Origin of the sequence: Vibrio owensii CAIM 1854 = LMG 25443 (assembly GCF_000817815.1) — a bacterium.
GTDB classification, from domain to species: Bacteria; Pseudomonadota; Gammaproteobacteria; order Enterobacterales; family Vibrionaceae; genus Vibrio; species Vibrio owensii.
This window is the reverse complement of the sequence record NZ_JPRD01000049.1, coordinates 32,491-52,640: the sequence shown is the minus strand read 5'-3', so window position 1 is coordinate 52,640 and position 20,150 is coordinate 32,491. Positions and strand designations below refer to the sequence as shown.

General features: G+C 44.5%; 21 protein-coding genes and 2 pseudogenes. 7 read left to right on the top strand and 16 right to left on the bottom strand.

Translation table 11 applies throughout. The features are described from left to right. Positions 1 to 222: 222 nt before the first annotated feature. From phaC to H735_RS23180, 4 genes are all read right to left on the bottom strand, one after another. Positions 223 to 1,998 (bottom strand): class I poly(R)-hydroxyalkanoic acid synthase, encoded by a 1,776-nt coding sequence (gene phaC / locus H735_RS23195; RefSeq protein ID WP_020194136.1) that lies wholly within the window; start codon positions 1,996 to 1,998, stop codon positions 223 to 225. Between the two features lie 66 nt (positions 1,999 to 2,064). Further along, positions 2,065 to 2,412, bottom strand: a complete 348-nt coding sequence (locus H735_RS23190; RefSeq protein ID WP_005435289.1) for a phasin family protein — start codon at positions 2,410 to 2,412, stop codon at positions 2,065 to 2,067. Between the two features lie 44 nt (positions 2,413 to 2,456). Beyond that, the gene (locus H735_RS23185; protein WP_020194135.1) at positions 2,457 to 3,665 is read right to left on the bottom strand and encodes an acetyl-CoA C-acetyltransferase; all 1,209 of its coding nucleotides are present in this window, start codon (positions 3,663 to 3,665) and stop codon (positions 2,457 to 2,459) included. Between the two features lie 11 nt (positions 3,666 to 3,676). Then, a complete protein-coding gene (locus tag H735_RS23180; RefSeq protein WP_005435287.1) occupies positions 3,677 to 4,417 on the bottom strand; it encodes an SDR family oxidoreductase in 741 nt (246 codons plus the stop codon). 753 nt (positions 4,418 to 5,170) lie between these two features. Between H735_RS23180 and H735_RS23175 the strand changes: the two genes are divergently transcribed. Continuing rightward, positions 5,171 to 5,791, top strand: a complete 621-nt coding sequence (locus H735_RS23175) for a LysE family translocator (protein ID WP_042980463.1) — start codon at positions 5,171 to 5,173, stop codon at positions 5,789 to 5,791. A gap of 13 nt (positions 5,792 to 5,804) precedes the next feature. Beyond that, the gene (locus H735_RS23170) at positions 5,805 to 6,071 is read left to right on the top strand and encodes a hypothetical protein (protein WP_020194132.1); all 267 of its coding nucleotides are present in this window, start codon (positions 5,805 to 5,807) and stop codon (positions 6,069 to 6,071) included. A gap of 92 nt (positions 6,072 to 6,163) precedes the next feature. Here H735_RS23170 and secF read toward each other — a convergent pair whose 3' ends face one another. From secF to H735_RS23150, 4 genes are all read right to left on the bottom strand, one after another. Beyond that, positions 6,164 to 7,066, bottom strand: a complete 903-nt coding sequence (gene secF / locus H735_RS23165; RefSeq protein WP_009704757.1) for a protein translocase subunit SecF — start codon at positions 7,064 to 7,066, stop codon at positions 6,164 to 6,166. Positions 7,067 to 7,068: 2 nt separating this feature from the next. Next, a complete protein-coding gene (gene secD / locus H735_RS23160; RefSeq protein WP_020194131.1) occupies positions 7,069 to 8,907 on the bottom strand; it encodes a protein translocase subunit SecD in 1,839 nt (612 codons plus the stop codon). A gap of 166 nt (positions 8,908 to 9,073) precedes the next feature. Next, on the bottom strand, positions 9,074 to 9,553 hold the full coding sequence (locus H735_RS23155) for a hypothetical protein (protein ID WP_020194130.1): 480 nt from the start codon (positions 9,551 to 9,553) through the stop codon (positions 9,074 to 9,076). 144 nt (positions 9,554 to 9,697) lie between these two features. After that, positions 9,698 to 10,366: an SH3 domain-containing protein gene (locus H735_RS23150; protein WP_020194129.1), complete on the bottom strand. Its 669-nt coding sequence runs from the start codon at positions 10,364 to 10,366 to the stop codon at positions 9,698 to 9,700. A 165-nt stretch (positions 10,367 to 10,531) separates the two neighbouring features. Between H735_RS23150 and H735_RS23145 the strand changes: the two genes are divergently transcribed. Then, positions 10,532 to 11,083 (top strand): ATPase, encoded by a 552-nt coding sequence (locus H735_RS23145; protein ID WP_227741521.1) that lies wholly within the window; start codon positions 10,532 to 10,534, stop codon positions 11,081 to 11,083. Between the two features lie 175 nt (positions 11,084 to 11,258). Beyond that, a complete protein-coding gene (locus H735_RS32040; RefSeq protein WP_078609136.1) occupies positions 11,259 to 11,489 on the top strand; it encodes a hypothetical protein in 231 nt (76 codons plus the stop codon). Between the two features lie 56 nt (positions 11,490 to 11,545). On the opposite strand, the gene H735_RS23140 is transcribed toward H735_RS32040, so the two are convergent. Further along, positions 11,546 to 12,160, bottom strand: coding sequence for a class I SAM-dependent methyltransferase (locus tag H735_RS23140; protein WP_020194127.1), 615 nt, complete (start codon positions 12,158 to 12,160; stop codon positions 11,546 to 11,548). Between the two features lie 44 nt (positions 12,161 to 12,204). Then, positions 12,205 to 12,660, bottom strand: coding sequence for an Lrp/AsnC family transcriptional regulator (locus H735_RS23135; RefSeq protein WP_020194126.1), 456 nt, complete (start codon positions 12,658 to 12,660; stop codon positions 12,205 to 12,207). Positions 12,661 to 12,809: 149 nt separating this feature from the next. Here H735_RS23135 and H735_RS30425 point away from each other — a divergent pair. After that, positions 12,810 to 13,121, top strand: a pseudogene (locus tag H735_RS30425) (EamA/RhaT family transporter); the annotation flags it as partial. A 16-nt stretch (positions 13,122 to 13,137) separates the two neighbouring features. Here the strand turns inward: H735_RS30425 and H735_RS23130 are convergent. From H735_RS23130 to H735_RS23110, 5 genes and pseudogenes are all read right to left on the bottom strand, one after another. Beyond that, a pseudogene (locus H735_RS23130) lies at positions 13,138 to 14,301 on the bottom strand (LuxQ periplasmic sensor domain-containing protein); the annotation flags it as partial. Beyond that, positions 14,301 to 15,398, bottom strand: a complete 1,098-nt coding sequence (locus H735_RS23125; protein WP_027726543.1) for an autoinducer 2-binding periplasmic protein LuxP — start codon at positions 15,396 to 15,398, stop codon at positions 14,301 to 14,303. The gene H735_RS23125 and the pseudogene H735_RS23130, both read right to left, overlap by 1 nt. A 361-nt stretch (positions 15,399 to 15,759) precedes the next feature. After that, on the bottom strand, positions 15,760 to 16,074 hold the full coding sequence (locus H735_RS23120; RefSeq protein ID WP_020194123.1) for a GIY-YIG nuclease family protein: 315 nt from the start codon (positions 16,072 to 16,074) through the stop codon (positions 15,760 to 15,762). Next, a complete protein-coding gene (locus H735_RS23115; protein ID WP_009704768.1) occupies positions 16,071 to 16,724 on the bottom strand; it encodes a YceH family protein in 654 nt (217 codons plus the stop codon). The genes H735_RS23120 and H735_RS23115 overlap by 4 nt, the downstream gene beginning before the upstream one ends. 93 nt (positions 16,725 to 16,817) lie before the next feature. Continuing rightward, complete coding sequence (locus H735_RS23110) at positions 16,818 to 17,021, bottom strand: hypothetical protein (protein WP_009704769.1); 204 nt, start codon at positions 17,019 to 17,021, stop codon at positions 16,818 to 16,820. A 238-nt stretch (positions 17,022 to 17,259) separates the two neighbouring features. On the opposite strand from H735_RS23110, the gene H735_RS23105 reads away from it, so the two are divergent. Together H735_RS23105 and H735_RS23100 are read left to right on the top strand one after the other, a co-directional pair. Further along, positions 17,260 to 17,574 carry a DUF496 family protein gene (locus H735_RS23105; RefSeq protein ID WP_005442423.1) on the top strand — a complete coding sequence of 105 codons (315 nt, stop codon included), beginning with the start codon at positions 17,260 to 17,262 and terminating at the stop codon, positions 17,572 to 17,574. Between the two features lie 123 nt (positions 17,575 to 17,697). Beyond that, a complete protein-coding gene (locus H735_RS23100; protein WP_027726542.1) occupies positions 17,698 to 19,023 on the top strand; it encodes an MATE family efflux transporter in 1,326 nt (441 codons plus the stop codon). 78 nt (positions 19,024 to 19,101) lie between these two features. Here the strand turns inward: H735_RS23100 and H735_RS23095 are convergent, their stop codons facing one another. Continuing rightward, entirely contained in the window at positions 19,102 to 20,091 is a 990-nt protein-coding gene (locus tag H735_RS23095; RefSeq protein WP_020194121.1) for a Gfo/Idh/MocA family protein, read from the bottom strand. Positions 20,092 to 20,150 lie beyond the last annotated feature (59 nt).

The window sequence follows — 20,150 nt, the reverse complement described above, 5'->3', positions numbered from 1 at the left end:
TTGTGGTTCTGACAATTCAATTCCGCTGACAATGCTCTAAGAAGTTCTGTTTTCAATCCCCTCCCACCGACTCAAACTCTCATTACCACAACTCAAGCTTCCGTGCTTCACTCCTTCACTCCTTCACTCCTTCACTGAGCCTCTTCAGCTTCCTTGAGGTACGCCAGAAACAAAAAAGGCGACCATGGTAGGCCGCCAAATGAGACTGCTGTGAGGAGCAGCTTAGGACTCTTTGATTGGCAATACTTGTCTTACGTACTGACCAGGAGCGTCTTCAATCACAGGATTCTGCTCTGAACCCACTGGGAACGGCTCCACTTGCTCTTCTGGGTTGAATTGCAACAGCCATTGATGCCAATGCGTCCACCAAGAGCCTTCCTGGTGATTAGCGTTGTTAAACCATTCATCAGCCGAGTCATCAAGGTTGTCATTTAACCAGTAGCCATACTTGTTTTTAGCAGGATGGTTAACGATACCCGCGATGTGGCCAGACTCACCCAACACAAAGGTCTTGTTGCCGCCAGTATTGAGTGCACCACGATAGGTTCCTTGCCACAATGCGATATGGTCTTCTTTAGTCGATACAAAGTAGCTCGGGATCTTAATCTTATTCAGGTCGATCCACACGCCACCGATCTTCACGCCCTTGTCTTGAACAAGCTTGTTCTCTAGATAGAGTTCACGCAATAAGAAGTTGTGGGAAGCTGCACTCACATTGGTGCTATCGCTATTCCAATAAAGAAGGTCGAAGTCTACAGGACTGTTGCCTTTGAGGTAGTTATCAACGTAGTAGTTCCAATATAAGCTGTTCTCACGCAGCAAACTGAACGTCACGCTAAGAGAGCGACCATCCATGTAACCTTTCGCGTTGTTTTGCGTTTCAATTGCACTGATGATGGTATCGTTGATGTACGCCCCTACTTCGCCCGGCTGAGAGAAGTCCAGTAGCGTGGTAAAGAAGGTTGCCGACTTAATGCGCTTCTTCATACGCTTCGCCGCGTAGTAAGCGACCGTGCTCGCCAGAACCGTACCACCGATACAATAACCCGCTGCGTTGATCTGCTCTTGACCCGTAATGTCTTCAATTGCCGTGACCGCTTTCGCCACGCCTTCCGTTACGTAATCGCCAAACTCAACGTGAGCCTGCTCTTTACCCGGATTGCGCCAAGACATCATAAATACGCTGTGGCCTTGCTCTAGCAACCAACGAACCATAGAGTTCTTCGCCGTTAGATCAAGGATGTAGTACTTATTGATAAACGGCGGGACGATCAGCAGTGGCGTTGCATTCACTTTTTCTGTCAAAGGACGATATTGAATCAACTCAAACAGTTCGTTTTGGAAAACCACGTCACCCGGCGTTGTCGCAACATCATCCCCCACGCGGAAGGCATTATTGTTGGTCATGCGCACTTTGAGAATATCGGCACTCGACTCAACATCTTCTTTTAGCTTTTCCAGCCCCTTCAGCAGGTTTTCACCATTTTGCTCAAGAGTGAGTTTAAGCAGCTCTGGGTTAGTCGCAATGAAGTTAGATGGAGAGAGTGCATTGATAGCTTGGCGAGAAAAGAAAGTAATACGTTCTTTCGTCTTCTCATCAAGACCTTCGATAGAATCGAGCGTGTCGAGGTATGTCTTGCTGAACAATAAGTAGGATTGTTTGATGAAGCTGTACATGGCTTCTTGTTGCCAAGCATCGTTTGAGAAACGCTTGTCGCCCTTCTCGGCTTCGATGATTTGTGTTTGGTTGCCCGCCAGTGCCACGTTCTGCCATATTTGAAGCTGTTGCTCCCACCATTCGGCTTGTAACTTTAAAATCGCCGCTGGCTGGTTTGCCGCTTGCTCGAACAGTTTGGCAGTATCTTCGAAGTTCACTTCTTGCATGGCCTTATTCAAAGGAGAATTCACGACTGCCTTGTTCACTTCGAAATCATGCCACCACTGATGATTGGTTTCCTGAAGCTTTACAAGATAGTCCGAAAAGAAGTGTTGAAACATAGTCTTACTCCTGTATTCGGAAAAAACAACGCCGCCCAAGATCTCGGGCGGCGATAAGCGGACGTATTACGCAGGAGTAACAGTCTTAAGGTTTTCCGAAGTCATTTGCTCAACGTCTTCTTTGAATTCTTTCGCGATAGATTGCAGCTTGTTGCTGTCGTCCATCATTTGCTGAGAAAGCTTAGTAAGAACAGCTAGCTGTTGGCTGTTGAAAGCCGTTAGAGAAGTCACGTCTTTGATTTCAGACGCTGCTTTCATCTGGTTTAGGCCAACTTCACTGTAAGTGCGGATTGCGTTCAGTTGAAGCTCTGTAAGAACTTCCACGTTCTTTGTCACTAGCTTGTTGAACTTCAAGTATGGTTCTAGATTCTTTTCAGTTTGATCGCTAAAAGTTTTGAAGAAATCAGTGTACATGGTTTATCTCCTAGAGAAAGAATTAAAAATGTCCGTTTAAATAACTACTTAACTGCTTTTACAACCACAGCCGTGCCCATACCGCCGCCTACACAAAGTGAAGCAACACCGTACTGACCGTCTTGTTTGTGAAGTTCGTGTACTAGCGTAACCAGAATGCGGTTACCCGATGCACCGAGTGGGTGGCCCAATGCGATAGCACCACCATTAAAGTTGGCTTTATCTTGAATTGAGCTCACTGGTACTTGGTTGGTTTCTGCCAGTTTATGAATCACACCTAGTGCTTGCGCAGCAAAGGCTTCATTCAGTTCATAAACATCAATGTCGCTGGTTTTCAGCTCGGCTTTTTGCAGCGCCTTGTTCACTGATTCCACAGGACCAAGACCCATAATCTTAGGATCCAAACCGGATTGAGCGTAGCTCACCACTTCAGCAATTGGCGTTAGACCATGCGCTTGAACAGCGCTTTCTGAAGCTAAAATGATGGCACTTGCACCGTCGTTGATACCTGAAGCATTACCTGCGGTTACTGTACCTTCACGGTCAAACGCAGGACGTAGCTTGCTCAAACCTTCTAACGTCGCGTTCGCTTTTGGATATTCATCCGTGTCAAATACCAAGGTTTCGCGGCGCTGCTTGACTTCTACTGGGACAATTTCATCTTTGAACTTACCCGCTTCAATCGCAGCCACGGCTTTCTGTTGGCTTGAAAGTGCGTATTCGTCTTGTTGTTGACGCGATAAGCCCACTTCCTTAGCCACATTTTCTGCGGTTACGCCCATGTGGTACTGGTTATAAACGTCCGTCAAACCGTCAGCAATAAGGAGATCTTTCAACTCCATGTTGCCCATCTTATTACCATCACGTACAACGCTAGGCACAATGAATGGGATTTGTGACATCACTTCTACACCAGCGGCCACAACGATTTCTGCGTCGCCACTGCGAATATGAGAAACGCCATCCATGACAGTTTTCATACCACTGCCACAAACCATGTTGACGCCGTATGCAGGGACTGACTCTGGAATGCCAGCAAACAATGCCGCTTGACGCCCAACACCCATGCCTTGCCCTGCAGCAATCACGTTACCAACGATGACCTCATCAACTTTCTCGCCAGATAGTGATGCGGCCTCAAGAGCACCTTTGATCGCAACCGCAGCTAGATCGCCTGCTGATGTGTTTTTTAAGCTTCCGCCAAACGCACCGATAGGTGTGCGTTTCGCTGCAACGATAAATACTTTTTCCATCATCCCACTCCTTAGCTCATGTATAGGCCGCCGTTCACTGACAATGTCTCGCCAGTGATGTACGCGCCGGCATCACTCACTAAGAAGCTTACTGATGCTGCAATTTCTTCAGGCGTAGCTAAACGCTTCATTGGAATTTGGTTGGTAATAGACTCAAGCACTTCTGGCTTCATCTGTTCAACCATTGGCGTGCCGGTGTATCCCGGAGCAATCACGTTCACGGTTACGCCAGAACGAGCACCTTCGTATGCCAATGCTTTAGAGAAACCAATCATGCCAGCCTTAGCCGCTGAGTAGTTTGCTTGACCGAACTGACCTTTAAGGCCATTTACAGAAGAGATGTTAATGATGCGACCACCACCCTTTTCGCACATCGTTGCGAATAAAGGCTGTGTGACATTGAATAAGCTGTTGAGGTTGGTGTTGATTACATCGTTCCAAGCTTGTGCAGTCATCTTTTTAAACACGCCATCACGTGTGATACCTGCATTGTTGATCACGACATCAACGGTTCCCTCTTCCTCAAGCAAAAGTGCTAATTTTTCAGCACATTGCGCTGTGTTGGTGACATCCAATTCAAAAAGGCGTACCTGATCTTTCGTAAACCCTTTTTCATTAAACCATTCCAAAGCACATTCATAATTACCAGTATAATAAGTAGCTATTACTCGATAACCATCATTCACTAATTGAGAGGAAATAGCAGAACCAATTCCGCCTTTTGATCCTGTGATCAAAGCGACTTTCTTCATTGAAGACTCCATTCTTAACGGCATTAAAAAAGCGAATTAAGACACTGGCGAAATGTATCGCCAACTGACGTGTTAATTTATTCTTGTGGCAACAAATCCTCTGCTGCCTTTTATTTTAAGTTAACCTAGAAATATTACATTTCAAATAAAAAACTCATTCATTTGCATAAGATTGATTTAGATCTCACTCGCAATGAAATGTTATAAAAACGTTAACTCAACATAAACCCATGTTTTAAAAGAAAAAACCTTAACTACAAGGTCATTATTAAATTTAAAAAACACTGCTTATTCAGTAAATTGCACGCATTTTTATGTGCGTTACATTAACTAAGAGTTTAAGATCATCCTTCTTCAATCAAGTAATAAATTGCGATTAAATCATTAGAGCAATACTTCTAACCGACTTACTAATAAATATGAAATATATCATTTGGTTAGCATTTTATTGAGTATTTAATTTATTAAAACAAACGTCACTTGATGATAAATTTGTTTATTGTGAAAATATTAAATATCAAGTAAACATTCTTTTAACCTTAATTCCAATCAGCCACGTTTATTTATAAATGTCATTCTTTGGTGCAAAGTCGCACTAATATGTCGCATGCATTTAATTACTATTTAAGTTTTATTAAATAATTGAATGTTAACTCTATACTGGCGTGTTCAAGATTGTTTAGAGGTGGCATCTCTTCTCCTTTTGCACTATCTTTGTGGCCTAGTTGTTTACTTATACAATCATCAATATTCATGAATACAGCCTTGTTAACCATGTTCATCCCCACCTTCTTTTTTGTCTCTATTACGCCTGGGATGTGCATGACGCTTGCTCTAACACTAGGGATGAGTGTCGGATATCGACGAACCCTATGGATGATGGCAGGCGAATTAGTTGGTGTTGCTCTCGTTTCTGTCGCAGCAGTACTCGGTATCGCAGCCATTATGCTTAACTACCCTTGGTTATTTACCGCACTTAAATTGATTGGTGGTGGTTACCTACTCTACTTGGGTATCGAAATGTTGCGCTCAAGAGGCAAACTCGCGATCAATGTTGAGAACGTTGATATCCCTACCAGCGGCAACTGGGATTTGGTCTTGCAGGGCTTTGTTACCGCTATCGCGAACCCGAAGGGCTGGGCGTTTATGATCTCTCTTCTGCCTCCTTTTATCGATCAGAGTGCTGCTCTTGCACCTCAGCTTGTCATACTGGTTTCTATTATTTTGATGTTTGAGTTCATTTGTATGTCTCTTTACGCAACGGGCGGCAAAGGATTGAAGCGTTTACTGGGGCAATCAAAAAACGTACGCTTAATGAACCGAATCGCTGGCACCTTGATGATGGGTGTGGGTGTATGGCTATTAATGAGTTAGAAAAGCCTAAGTTATGAAGAACATTTTAAACAAGCTCAAGCAATCTATTGGTGAAGTGTTGGATTTTCAGGCCCGAGTGTGGGTTGTCAACGTCTACGCGGGCGAACATAAAGGCGAGTCTTATGTCGTCAATGAAGACAGTTTTTCTGAGCCATTACAATGGATGAAAAAGAAAGGATATAAAGAGGCGATGCTTACCAAAGTTGACTCAATGAAGCGTTCGCAAATCATTGAGTTTGATTTAGGTGCAGTCAAACATCGCTTGATGCGCGTGAAATAACCCCCCTCTTCTATTTCTTTTCTCGTTTCTCTAGATAAAAAAGCGCCACTCAAATTGAGTGGCGCAAGCACTTTTACCTTAAACACCAAGCATTATGGTGCAGTGTCGATCTCTACTGGTAGGTAGTGTTTTGGTTCTAGCTTCAACCATTCAGGAAGCACCGTACCAATCGAGATGGATGACCACGTACCTGAAAGTACGCCAATAAACATCGCTGTTGAGAAGCCAGCCAGAGCCGAGCCGCCCATAATCCACAACGCCCCAACAGTGATCAGAGTCGTACCTGATGTCACCATTGTACGAGAGAATGTCGCCAATACCGCTTCGTCGTTGATTTGCTCTGTTTTCCAGTTTTGCTTAGCCACCAGCAATTCACGAATTCGGTCTGCGATGATGATCGAGTCATTGAGCGAGTAACCAAGAATCGCCAGAATCGCTGCAAACACCGTTAGGTTGAACTCCATTTGTGTAATCGCAAAGAAGCCTAATACCAAGATAACGTCGTGGGCTAATGCGAATAGAGAACCACTCGCCAGACGCCATTCAAAGCGGAAACACAAGTAACCAAGAATCGTTAGTACCGATACTAATAGTGCCAAACCACCTTGATCGAACAGGTCTTGACCCACTTGCGCACCAACGATGCTGTTACTCACTACATCCACTTGGTGTGAAATAGGCTTAAGCACATCAGCTACGCTCGGTAGTGTTTGACCTTCTGCAGGCGCAGAGTAGCGAATCACCCAACGGCCATCTTCACCTGAGCGTGTTACTGATGTTGATTCACCAAGCTTAGGTTGAAGTGCGTTAAGCAGATCGTGGTTAGTCAGTTGTTTATCGACTTTCACTTCAGTAACCATACCGCCAGTGAAGTCTAGACCTAGGTTAAGCCCTTTCATACCAAGAGCAACCAGAGCAATAATTGTTAGAATTACCGATACTACAGTCGTGAAGTAACGAATCTTGCGGATATTTTGTTTTAACATTTCGACCATGATTAAACCCTCACATCACGACGGCCATCGCGGCCCCAAATTAAATTGATCATTGCACGAGAAGCGAATACGCCAGTAAACATACTGGTCATCAGGCCCAATCCTAGCGTTAGTGCAAAGCCTTGGATTGGACCGTTACCAATCGCGTATAGAATCACAGCAGTGATCATGGTTGTGATGTTGGCATCAAGGATAGTAGCGAACGCGCTGTCGAAGCCTAAGTCGATAGCTTGTGCAAAACTACGACCTTCACGCATTTTATCTTTGATACGTTCGAAGATGATTACGTTGGTATCTACCGCCATACCGACAGTTAGAACCAAACCGGCAATACCAGGGAGCGTTAGCACGGCACCAGGAAGCAGTGCGATTAGACCAAGCAAGCAAAGCATGTTTGCACACAAAGCCACGTTCGCAACCCAACCAAGACGACGGTACCAAAGTGCCATAAATGTCAGTGTTAGACCCATACCCAATGCTAGAGCAGCAAAACCGTTTTGGATGTTTTCTGCACCTAGAGAAGCACCGATTGTGCGTTCTTCAACAATGGTTACTGGCGCAGTTAGAGAACCCGCGCGTAGAAGCAATGCAAGTTGCTGTGCTTCATCCATGCTGCCCGCACCTGTGATGCGGAATTGGCTACCAAGTTGAGACTGGATAGTTGCAACACTGATGACGCGCTCACTACGCTCTGTCATACCACGTTCGTCAGTTTTGTACTCGCGGTATACGGTCGCCATTGGTTTGCCGATGTGTGTTGCAGAGAAGTCACTCATCTTCTTACCACCCGCGTGGTCTAGGGAGATGTTTACTTCAGACATGCCCATTTTGTCGACACCAGCACGTGCGTTTACGATGTGCTCACCCGTTAGTACTGGACGTTTAGTTAGGATTACTGTGCGACCATCGTTGTCCTTCAGAACGAGATCTTGGCTACTACGTGCTTGGCCCGCGTCTTTTACTTCGTAGAACGCAAGGCTCGCTGTTGCACCGATAACGTTTTTGGCTTGAGCAGGGTCTTGAACACCTGGTAGCTCAATACGAATGCTCTCTTTACCTTGGCGTTGAACCAACGCTTCAGTAATACCAAGCTCTTCGATACGGCCACGCATGATCTTCAAGTTTTGTTGAAGTGTCGTGGTTTGAAATTCTTGGATGTTCTGTTCACTTGGTTGAAGTTCAAAACCACGGTCTGAACTTGTCATTGTCCAACCTGGGTAGTTCTGACGAATGAACTGGCTCGCCGCTTTTAGGCCCGCTTCGTTTTCGCTGTTTACTGCGATGTGGTTGTGCGCTTCTGCACGAACTTGAACGCCACGAACACGATCTTCACGAAGGCTTGCTTTGATCTCGTCTACTAATGCATCACGTTGTTCTTCGAAAGCTTTGTTCACATCTACGTTCAGTAGGAACTGCACACCACCGCGAAGGTCGAGACCAAGTTTGATAGGGCTAAAGCCCATTTCATTCAACCATTCAGGCGCAACAGAAACGTAAGAGAACGTAATGTTGTCATCTTTGTCTAGTTGTTCGTTAAGTAATGCACGCGCTTTACTTTGTGCGTCTTCACCATCAAAAACGATGGTGGTTTTGCCGTCTTTCTCAATGATCTTAGACGCAGGAATGTGGTGCGTTTTCAGCAATTGGTCTAACTGAACCACAGACATTGCGCTGTTGTTTTGGTCAGCAAACGTCACCTGAATAGAAGGCTGCTCACCAAACCAAGTTGGAATAGCACTTAAGGTTAAAATGATAATGGTCGTGATAAGTACGACGTATTTCCATGCTGAGTAATGATTCAGCACTTTTCTGTTTTTTTGTGGTTTTGGTGTTTTCTTCATGTAAACATCATCCCTTCACTAAACAGTGAAGTTTTCAATAATTGGATTCAAGACACGACAAAACGCTCACCTGACTAAAATGCAGGTACAGAATGCCCAGAGCTTCAATCGCTCTGTCGAAGAGTTGTCGTGTTAAGAACGCACAAGATGTGCAGAGTGATGGTGCTTACGCAGAAAACTGACTATTGAGGGCGACGTACATGGCATTGGTTTCTTTCCAGCCGGAAAGACGATGGTCGCTAACGAAGTGATTAAATACGGATTGGTTTTGACGCCAGCTGATGTCCATTAGGCTATAAGCGTAGCCAGCATCAGCGTAGAAAGGTGCATTTAAATCGCCAATGAAATCAATGTGTTCATCGTCGATATTCTCACGCAGATGCGATGTCCAGCGCTGAGAATTAAAGATGGCCAGTGAATCTTGAAGCGCATGCCCTTCAGAAACTGGAGACTGCGTGCTTTCTTCCGTCAGTTCAGAGAAATCAACCGGAGAGTTCGACGCAGAGCTGCTCGCCGTAAATGGCTGCAGTTTAGAAAAGTGAGGCAAATAGGATTTTTGTTCTGTTTGTGCAGCCGACGCCTGCATTGGCGACAAAGCCATTGTAAGAAGCAACAAAAACAGTTTTCTAACGTAAATCCAAGGCATGATAGCTCACTTAAAACAAAACGAGCCGAGTTCTTCAACTCAGCTCGGAGATAGTATTCCTATTGCTTATACTTAACAACTAAAAAGTTATAAATCTCTGTTTTCAATCGTGGAAAGCAATGGCCATAAGGGTTGAGGCTATATTCATCGATAAAATATTTCGCCTTTATCCACATCTAAGTAGATTTTGTTTTCTTGTTCCAGCCCGCCACAATAGATGAAGTACACGTTACGCTTCTTATAGGTAACTGAGCGAACCCAACCACCGAGTTCTTCGAAATCACTAGGGTCACAGGTTTCATCATCAAGCAATTGCTGCGTTTTGTTGCGGAACATGTCCAAATGCGTTTTTAAATCGTCTGATTTTTGCAGGTAGCCATCTAAGATTTCCAAACGCTCTTGTTCTTTGATAACTGGCTCTGCATCAGACAAGCCTTTTGAATCGACCCACTCAGCGGTTTCTTCCCCACCCTCTTCATACACGATGTAATCTGATAGGCGGAACCAACCATCGGCTTTTTCAAGCACAGAGACTTTCTCACCTTTGTAGAGAGTATCAACGATTAAGGCTTGGTGCTCCGGCTTGTTGTACACGTTAATGCGTCGCTCAGTCACGTAGTATTCGGTGATTTCCGGTGCTGGAGCTTCGAGATCCATGATCGGCTTTGGCTTTTCTTCTGGCTCGCTTGGTTGCTCAGGCTCTGGCTTTTGCTCAACCACTGGCTCGTCTTTTTGCATAAAGAAAAAGTAATACCCGGCCCCTGCTCCGCCTAATAGAAGCAAAATGGCCAACGCTATCAGGGCTTTCTTCATGTTCAATTCCTTTTTTGTTCCTTATGCAGTAGACGCTTCCACACTAACTATACTGATAGAAGATGCATAGCTGACGCGAAACCAATTAACGTGAAAACAAATAATTTCAAAACCAATAATCGTAAAACCATTCATTGCAAAACAATGAACCTGAAAGCCGTAAGCATGAAAAGAATGATGAACAAGTTCAGTTGGATATTGTTACTCCTGCCTTTTCCCGCTTTGGCAAATCTTCAATGTGATCACGCATCGTGGAATGACAATCTTACCCAATTCAACCGTTTAGAGTCCAACTACAATGAGCATGCAAATTTGTTTAATGAGAGGTTGAGAGAGCACAATGAGCACCAGTTGCTCTCGCAAACCTTCTCAGTTGATGAGCTCACCAATCTTTGGCGAACCCCTTCCAATAAAACCATGTTGAAAAAGCAATTGTTGGAGTCCAAAGAGCAACAACAAGAGTTTATTGAGATGTCGCGTTCCATTAATGCCTTGATGCACCACTCACAAAACATCGCAGAGAATTGGAAACGTATTGTTTTTTACTGCCAGAAAGGTGGCTCCAAATCGAATGAAATTTCCGCCAACTGGTATCTCACCAACACCCTTGAGATGCAGGAAGAGTTCCGCGTTTTAGCGGGTAAATATCTCACCTTAGCTAACCAATACGGTAAAGAAATCGAAGTGATAAATTACGCAAAAAATGTTTCCGATTAAATCTGTTCATATTGGGATTGTTCCCTTTTTAAAATTGAGCAATTAATAGACAAACAGGTCAAATAATAGAGATGTACGTCACAATAACGCTTTACTTGCGACCAGTTTTTGGGTAATTTACCCATTAACAAAATTTAATATAAAGTCACATTTGGCTGGAGATGATGCTAAACCAATGGTTATCAATCGTTTAAGTAACAGGGATTGTCCTAATGCTACCAGAGCCAAGTTTTTGTCAGTAGTTAGGCACGTTAAAGAGTTTGGTTCAATCAGTGATTTGGACCTTTGTAAAATCTTTGGAGAAACAATTTGGAGCGATGGGAGGGAATACCATTCAGCCGCGTTCTCATTCAAGGTAGATAGACACACAGGCAACTGTGAGATCTCAAAATACAAATACCAATAAGGCTTAAAAGAATACGCAAACGGAGGCAGGAAACTGGCTCCGTTTTTTATTGCGCGCTATTTGTTCAGCTTAGGCATCACCACCGTGAAATCGTGGTCGGAATATCCCTCGATGAGATAACTCCTCTCACTCAACAATTTGCAGTAACGCAACACGCCCTCTTTGTTATGAGATTCTAGTAATCTCATGCTCGGTAATTTGGCCTCATCCAGAAGATTAAACGTACATGCGATGTTCGCCGCATGATACATCTTCTCTATCATCTCTACTGTATGATTCGGGTTTGCGGACTGGTAATTCAATGAGCCCGAAGCAATCACGTAGTCCGACTTTGGCAACACCAATTTCGAAAAGTCACTACGAATAAATTGAGTCTTTGTCCGGAAACTGCGCTTGCGAGACTCCGCGACAAACTGTTTTTGCTGATCGATGCCAACATAAAGGCTTGGGCTGCTGCCCTTTTGTTCGATGAAGGTCAATAAGTCTCCATAACCACAACCAATATCGAGAACGCTTTTACCATCTAACTCTAGATCCCGGCATAGAGCTTCAAAGCGCGTGATTTGGCTAAAAGTGTCTTGCCAACCAAGTGTTCTGGCTTTGTCGTCGCCAAACTGCTTGTGTCTTTTGCGGTGATAGTGTGCGATGCGTAATCTATCGAGCCACTTCATAATGCCTTTTTACCTTTGTATGGGTTAGCCGTGAATCGCCGTATTTATGAGTAAATTGGCAGGTTACCATTACCCTTCACTTGGCGGATGGCCAGATGCGTATGGATGTCTTTGACGTTTTCAAGTCGTTGTAGTTTACGCGTGAAAGCTTCGTACCCAGTGAGATCTTTACTCACGACCTCTAACAAGTAATCATAAGCGCCAGAAACTACATGACATGAAATCACCTCTTCCATATCGCTAATCGCTTGCTCAAAATCATCAATAGAGGTCGCTTGATGGTTGTTTAGACTGACTTCTACGAACACTGTCATCGCAATACCTGCTTGTTCGCGAGAAATCATTGCTCGGTAACCACTGATCACGCCCTCTTGCTCTAAGCGTTTTATTCTTCGCGCGCAAGGCGAAGCAGAAAGCCCAACCTTATCCGCGAGCTCGCTTGCCGTCATTGTGGCGTCTTGTTGGATCAAATCCAATAACAGTCGATCAATTTTATCCATTACGCCCTCCCTGCCAAATTTCACCAAACAATATTCATTCTAAGATTAAAATCGCTAAGTTCTAATTATATTCGGTCATATTTTGCCACCATTGAGCGTCACTTTCATTCGATAATTAACACATTATTTACAAACGCACGGAACGCCTTATGGCACTTGGATACGCCGCAATCATCACAACGTTATTTCTTTGGTCAGGCTTTTTTCTCTCACTACGCGGAGGCGCGATATCAAACCTCCTACCCGCCGACATTGCGTTAGCGCGCTTTCTTATCCCTGCCATTGTGCTGCTACCATTCGTTCTAAAGTCTATGGATAACATCCGTGCTGTACCGAGCAAATACTTACTGGGTATCGTTGTGGGTAGCGGTCTGCCTTATCTCCTTGTCGCTGGTACAGCGATGCACTTTGCGCCCGTATTAGCAACATTATTAGCGATCCCTGTCTGTAACGAACAACCTGATAGTCTCACTTGGTGCGCGCTGCTGGGTTCATTTGAATCAAGATGCTTTCTTCAGACCAAACCATGATTGGCGATAGCGCAAAATTAAACAGGTCTCGGAACGACTTTTTCTGAGCTTCTAGCTCTTCAAAGGTACTTTCTAGGGTTGAGCCTATGTGATCAAACTCTTCGATATCCGAGCCACCAAATCGTTCAAACCCCTTCTCCTCTCGCGCAGAGCGGGTATAGGACATCAAAGACTCCAACTGAGCCGCCACTTTGCTTTCAATCCATTCTTTGGTCATGAGCGCAATCATGATCATACCGATGATAGAAGCGAGCATGGCCAAAATGTGTTGGATCTGTAACGTCACGACGCTCTGGTTATCTTGTACCGTCAGCAGGTAAAGCTCGGTCGTCACAGCATTCACTTCAATTGGCGTTTCAATCACCAACAGCTTATCAAGTCTTCTGTCTGAAGCTTTACGGTGAAGGACATCCACCACATCATAAGGCTCATCACCAATCAAAGAGTTAGCCAGAGGCACGTTATTGGCAATCAAGACGACGTTATCGACGTTACTCTCACTCTTGAGTTTTTCCATCAACGCAAAGTTGTTGTCCAACACAACGGCATTGAACGAAAAGCCAAGCACCTCGCCAGTTGGTGGGTCTAATACAGGAACTCGACGAATCAGCATGTGCCTTGACCCAATGGAAGTCATCACATTCACGTAGTACCAGTTGTTGCTAAAGGTCACTCGATTCGCAAGGCTATCCAGAATCAGGTCATTCACACCATAGAAGTGTGCATTGCCATCGTCCCAAATAATGCCTTTGTGATCGGTCAGAAAGCGAAATTCTGGTGTATGTGACGGGTCACTCTGGTCGATGCTGAGGAAGAAGAAGTTGAGCGCATCCGTATTTCGACTGGTGTAAAAGTCACGAATCACTTCACTTTTGGAATTGCTGTCATGATGTATTTGAATCGCCGCAAAGTGGCTATCAAATATATTGTGGATCAGTGCAGAGGTTTGTTGCTTCGTCCTGTCTACTTCTTGCCAGATTATCTGCTTGGAGAAGTAGTAGCTCTGAATGAAAATCCCTAGAATGATCGGAGCAAGAACAAGGATGATGATCTTTGTAATGAGCGTCGCCAGAGAGCGACGCTTTTTTATGTTTGATCGCGTTGTCGTCATCAATTATCTGAATATCTAAATGCACGCTTTTTAAGCGCTTCGATTCGTTCCGGTGAATCCGCCTTTGTGACAATTTCAAAGTCACCGGAGTATACGGTTGGCACTGGCTTTCCTTCCAAGTCCCACTTAATGGCTTCTGCCATGGCGATGCCAGTATCGTCATTCATACGCATGACGGTAATGTCTAAATCGCCTTTTTGAATAGCGTCTAGCTCAGCAGAGCCTCCACCCCATCCATTAACCATAATGTCGTCACGACCCAACTCAGCCAATGCATCAACAGCGCCTAAAGCCACATCGGTCGAACACGCATAAATAAAGTCAACGTCTGGGTGTTTCGCTAAACTCGCCTTCGCGGCCTCATAGCCGGATTGCTTGGTTGCTTTCGTGTAGTACGCTGATTGTAGCTCAAAGTTATTGTCACGGTTAACTTGGTGAATGAAAGTGTCACCTCTTACGTCGCTAATGTACCCTTCAGAAAAGTAAAGCACACTGTAATATGTGTGTTTTGGGAAGTACTTTCCGAATTCTGTTGCGAGTTCACGACTGCCTTCTGCGTGGTCAAACCCAACATATAAAAATGGCTGATGTTTATCCCATTCACGCACTGGCGTGGTGATATTTTGTAAGATTAATTTGGTGTTGGTGGAATCTAATACGTGCTCAACAAATTTACGGTGTCTTGTTGTATCAAGCGTGAAAATCAAATAATCGGATTTGCTCTTCAGCGCCTCCATTAATGACAAGCTCTGTTGCTTAATATCGGCATTTGGTCGTGTAAATACTTGGTTGATTTGATAGTTGATATTCAACTTGTCTAATCTTTTTTCAAATGCAGCGATGTTTCTTACCCAATAATCGGACACTTGTTGCCCTGGATAAACAACCGATATTTTGAGTGGACGCTTTTTGGCTTTAGAAAGCGGAACAGGACGCTCTCGAACGGCTTCCGCCAACGCATTGGTCAGTTTTCTCTGCTCAGGAAATTCATCTAAGAATTCTTGATATGCCCAGTACCCATTCAACACTTGAGTGGAGTGGGTAACTGGAGAAAAACTCACCATAGAAATTAAGGAAAATAGTAACGCTTTATTCATTTGTTGCTCATTTAGTTTTTTATGGAGCATGGAGCTGCTCTATTTTATTACCTAGCCGAGTCATCCTTTACCCTATTAATTTCATCTTCCATAAATTGTCCGTTTCTATATAAATATTTTTGATATAAAGCCGAACGGACATCAACGTATTATGTGGTACAAGCGCCCGAAATGATACCCACAAGCGCCAAAAATAAACCGCCATTTGAAGGCGGTTTATTTTTTGACATAATTAGGTATTAATTTAGAGGACAAACGTTGAACTAGCTGCACAATTTTGCACTTTTTGACCGATTGAGGGTTGTACTTGCTAGATTTAACTCAAACGCCTATCAAGCAACTGGATGATCTCTTAGCGTTGTTATTTACGCGTTTGAAATGCAAGCAATTGGTCTTCACCTACCTGAATATCCGCGCTTTTTTGCACCAACAGTTCTTTCTTCGTCTTGGTAAGCTGCTTGATGAAATATTCAGCCTTCATTGCCATGCTTTTGTTCTCAAAAGAACAGGACCACTCTAACGTTAGTGGCCCTTTTCCTTTTAAGGCTTTCGCGCCTTTCCCACTCTCGTGCTGCTTGAAGCGTCGCTCAACATTGTTCGTCACACCGCAATACAATGCATTGCGGTTATTACGAATCAGGTAGACGCTCCAATTCTGCTCGGCAGTCTCACTCATGAAAGTAGAGATTCAACCTGCTCTTTTAGCGCTGCAAGCTCTTCACGAAGTTCCGCGACTTCTTGTTCTAATTGAGCAATACGCTCAGAACCCGCAGAAGAAGGGGCTGCACTTGCTACTGCTAACTCACTCACATCCACTTCACCACAGAATAGGTGCATGTAGCGTGACTCACGTTTGCCAGCTTCACGAGGAAGTTTAACCACAAGCGGGCCTTTCTCATCACTTGCTAGATGCTCAAGTACGTTTTCGACTTCTTTTACATCATTGAAAGTAGCTAGACGATTAGTACGAGTGCGGATTTCACCTGGAGTTTGCGCACCACGAAGCAACATGCAGCATACGATGCCCTTTTCTTGTTCCGTCAGTTTTAGATCGCCAAACTCAGTATTGCAGAATCGGTGTTGGTATTTGCTCACGCGGCTGTTAAAACCACTTTCGTCGCTGACTAGACGGCGTTCAATTAGCGCATCAACCGCATCCAGAACATCGGCTTCGGATAGCGACATTACTGGTTCGCGGTTACTTTTTTGGTTACATGCGTTAGTCAGCGCGTTAAGGCTTAGAGGGTATTGGTCGGGGGTGGTCACTTCTTTTTCGATTAAGCAGCCAATTACTCGTGCTTCAATTGCCGTTAGCTCAACTTTCATAATGCATTTCCTTATTATTGTTGCATTTGAATTTGGGTATCAGGCTAAAGCATAGTGCATGGACCTGACACCCTTTGCGAATCGGGTTAGGTCTTAATGCTCTGAGAGAATCGACACCTTGGTCATTTTTCCATTCTCATCAATCATCATTATCTTCGAACGATTGAGTTCGACTTCAGTGATTTCAAGTTGCGTTCTCGCCGCAACATAGGATGCTTTGAGCTTGGCCGCCAGAGAGTCGTTTTGGGTTTCGACATCTTGGCTTTCAACTTGCTCCGCAATAGTCCCAGAGTTCATTTCGAGCTTCATATTTTTGTATTGAATGACGCTGATAATATAGCGAAGGCATCACCATGACAACGAGTCCCTGCGTTCAAGTGAGCAACATTCACGCTTTTAACACTCGATTGTTAATAGCTCATCAGAATTGATGGATAAATGCTCAACCCAGCATGACGTTTGATCTAAAGACTGTTATGCCACGAGATGTTGTGCTTTAATCGAGTCAGATATTCACAAATTAGGAAAGGGAACCATGAGTAGCGTATTTGAAATCGTGAACCAAGCTCGTCGTAAAAACAAACTAAAACGTGAGCTGCTTGATAACGAGAAAAAAGTTCGTGACAACCGTAAACGTGTAGATCTACTAGAAAACCTACTAGACTACATCAAGCCAGAAATGACTCACGATGAAATCCTAGCAATCATCAAAAACATGAAAGCAGATTACGAAGACCGCGTTGACGATCACATCATCAAGAGTGCAGAAATCTCTAAAGCACGTCGTGACATCAGCCGTCGTATCCGCGAACTGACTGAAGAAGACAAGCAAACTAGCGGCAAAAAATAAGTCGAATTAGTTTCAGAATTCAACCCCGAGCAGGGATAACTTGCTCGGGGTTTCTTTTTGTCTCTTTGTTGTACACTGTGTACAATAAAATCAATTTCTGTTCTAAACACACTCAACGTTCCTATGCCTTCTACTTCTTCTAACGCACAACCGACGTTAGCAAAACAACTGTTTACTATGACATGGCCAATGCTCTTTGGTGTGTTGTCATTGATGAGCTTTCAACTTGTTGACAGTGCCTTCATCGGTCAACTGGGCATTTTGCCACTTGCGGCTCAAGGCTTTACTCTGCCTTTGCAAATGGTGGTCATTGGCATTCAGGTTGGCCTCGGTATTGCTACCACCGCTGTTATTTCAAAAGCGCTAGGCGCAAATGACACTCGCTATGCAAAACAGTTAGGCGGTCTCGTCCTGATGATTGGCTCTGTGGGCGTGGCTGTATTTGGCTTGCTTATCTGGCTATTGCGCTACCCTATTCTCTCGCTGTTGAGCGCACCTGATACCGTGATGCCAATCATCGACAGTTACTGGCCTTGGTGGCTATTGAGCTCTTGGGTAGGTGCGGTGCTGTATTTCTACTACAGTATCTGCCGCGCCAATGGCAACACCATGCTACCTGGCACCATGATGATGGTCACCAGCGGTGTGAACTTAGTGCTCGATCCGTTATTTATCTTCACGTTTGATTTGGGGATTAACGGCGCAGCAATTGCCACTATCATCGCCTTTGGTTTCGGTATATTGGTCGTCGCACCTCGTGTTCAAAAAAACCATTGGGCAACCTTCCAGTGGCAGGATTTGAATGTGGTTAAGAGCATCACTTCGATTGGTAATATCATGGGCCCAGCGATGATCAGCCAGCTTCTGCCACCGCTATCATCTATGTTAGCGACCAAGCTACTTGCAGGCTTTGGTACTGCCGCTGTCGCTTCTTGGGCCTTGGGATCTCGCTACGAGTTCTTCGCCATCGTTTCTGTATTGGCATTAACCATGTCTATGCCACCAATGGTTGGTCGTTTATTGGGTGCGAAAAACTATACTGATATCCAATCGCTGATTTCTATCGCGGTGAAATTCATTCTAGGTTTCCAGCTATTGATTGCAGTGATTACATTTATCGCCGCAAACCCACTTGCGCTGCTGATGACTAGCGATGCAGAAGTGACCAACGTACTTGAAATGCACCTGATGATAGTGCCAATTAGCTTAGGCTCTTTGGGCGTGTGTATGCTGATGGTGTCTATCTGCAACGCTTTAGGCAAGTCATACACCGCGTTAACGATTTCAGCATTGCGTCTGTTCTTGTTTTTCCTTCCTTGCCTGTGGGTCGGTGCACAAATGGGCGGAATCAAAGGACTACTTATTGGTGCATGTCTCGGTAACATAATGGCTGGCATTGCCGCTTATATTACGTATCGCAAAACCATTCATAAGCTTGCATCCGCTTAAAAATAATTTAAGAATATCGCACAAAACAAAGCCCTCATAACGAGGGCTTTTTAGTGTTTGATGAGGAAGTTGAGTAAATTAACCTAATGCGATTTTATCGGCAGGAAACACAACACCAGTTTGTCTTCTCACTTCAGTTAGTACTTTGGCGACAGTCAATGAGCGCTGCTTCATTTGAGGGTCAATCGCGCCAAGTTTTAGTTGCTTAGCAAACGCCTGCGCTTCATAGAACATGTGGTTCTCTTCTTGAGGTTGCGTGAGAACCTCTTTGTCTTCGCCACGTAGAATGCGTTCAACGCCACGACCTGTGGCAATCATATCCACCAGCACACTGCCCTGTTCACCTTGGAATTCGCTTGGGATAAGTGAATCACTCACCTTCGAGTGCAATAGGTTCACATTAAAGCCATCGTAAGCGAGCGTCACGCTGCCACAACCATCAACGCCTGAGGGCAGAACATGAGCACTTGCTTGTACGCTGTTAGGCTCTCCAAACAACTCAACAGCAGAACCAACACAGTAGTAGCCAATGTCCATGATAGAACCGTTGGAAAACTCTGGATTGAAGGTATTTGGGTTCTCACCGTTGAGGTATTTCTGGTAACGAGAAGAATACTGACAGTAGCTAATGGTGGCATGACGAAGAGGAGCAATCGTCGGAAGGCTATCTTTTAGCACTTGGAAGTTTGGTGTGTATGGCGACATGAAGGCTTCAAACAATACGACGTTATTTTCTTCAGCCGTTTTGAACATCGCTTGAGCAAGAGAATAATTAGACGCCATTGGCTTTTCACAAATCACATGCTTACCGGCTTTAAGCATTTGCATTGCTTGAGGCGCGTGAAATGAGTTAGGGCTTGCAATGTACACTGCATCAATGTTCTCATCGGCACCCAGCGCCTCTAGGCTGTCGTAGTATGCTTCTGCGTTGTAAGGTGAGCCAAATTCTCGCGCTTTCTCTACATCGCGTGAGTAAACAGCTTGAAGGCAAAATTCTTTGGTCTGAATCGCGGCTTCAACAAATTGTTGAGAGATCCAGTTTGTCCCGATTACAGCAAGTTTGAACATGTTACTTCCTTTTCTTTATCGTTCTAAAAGCCGTAAAGAGTCCGGCTTTCAAGTGCGAT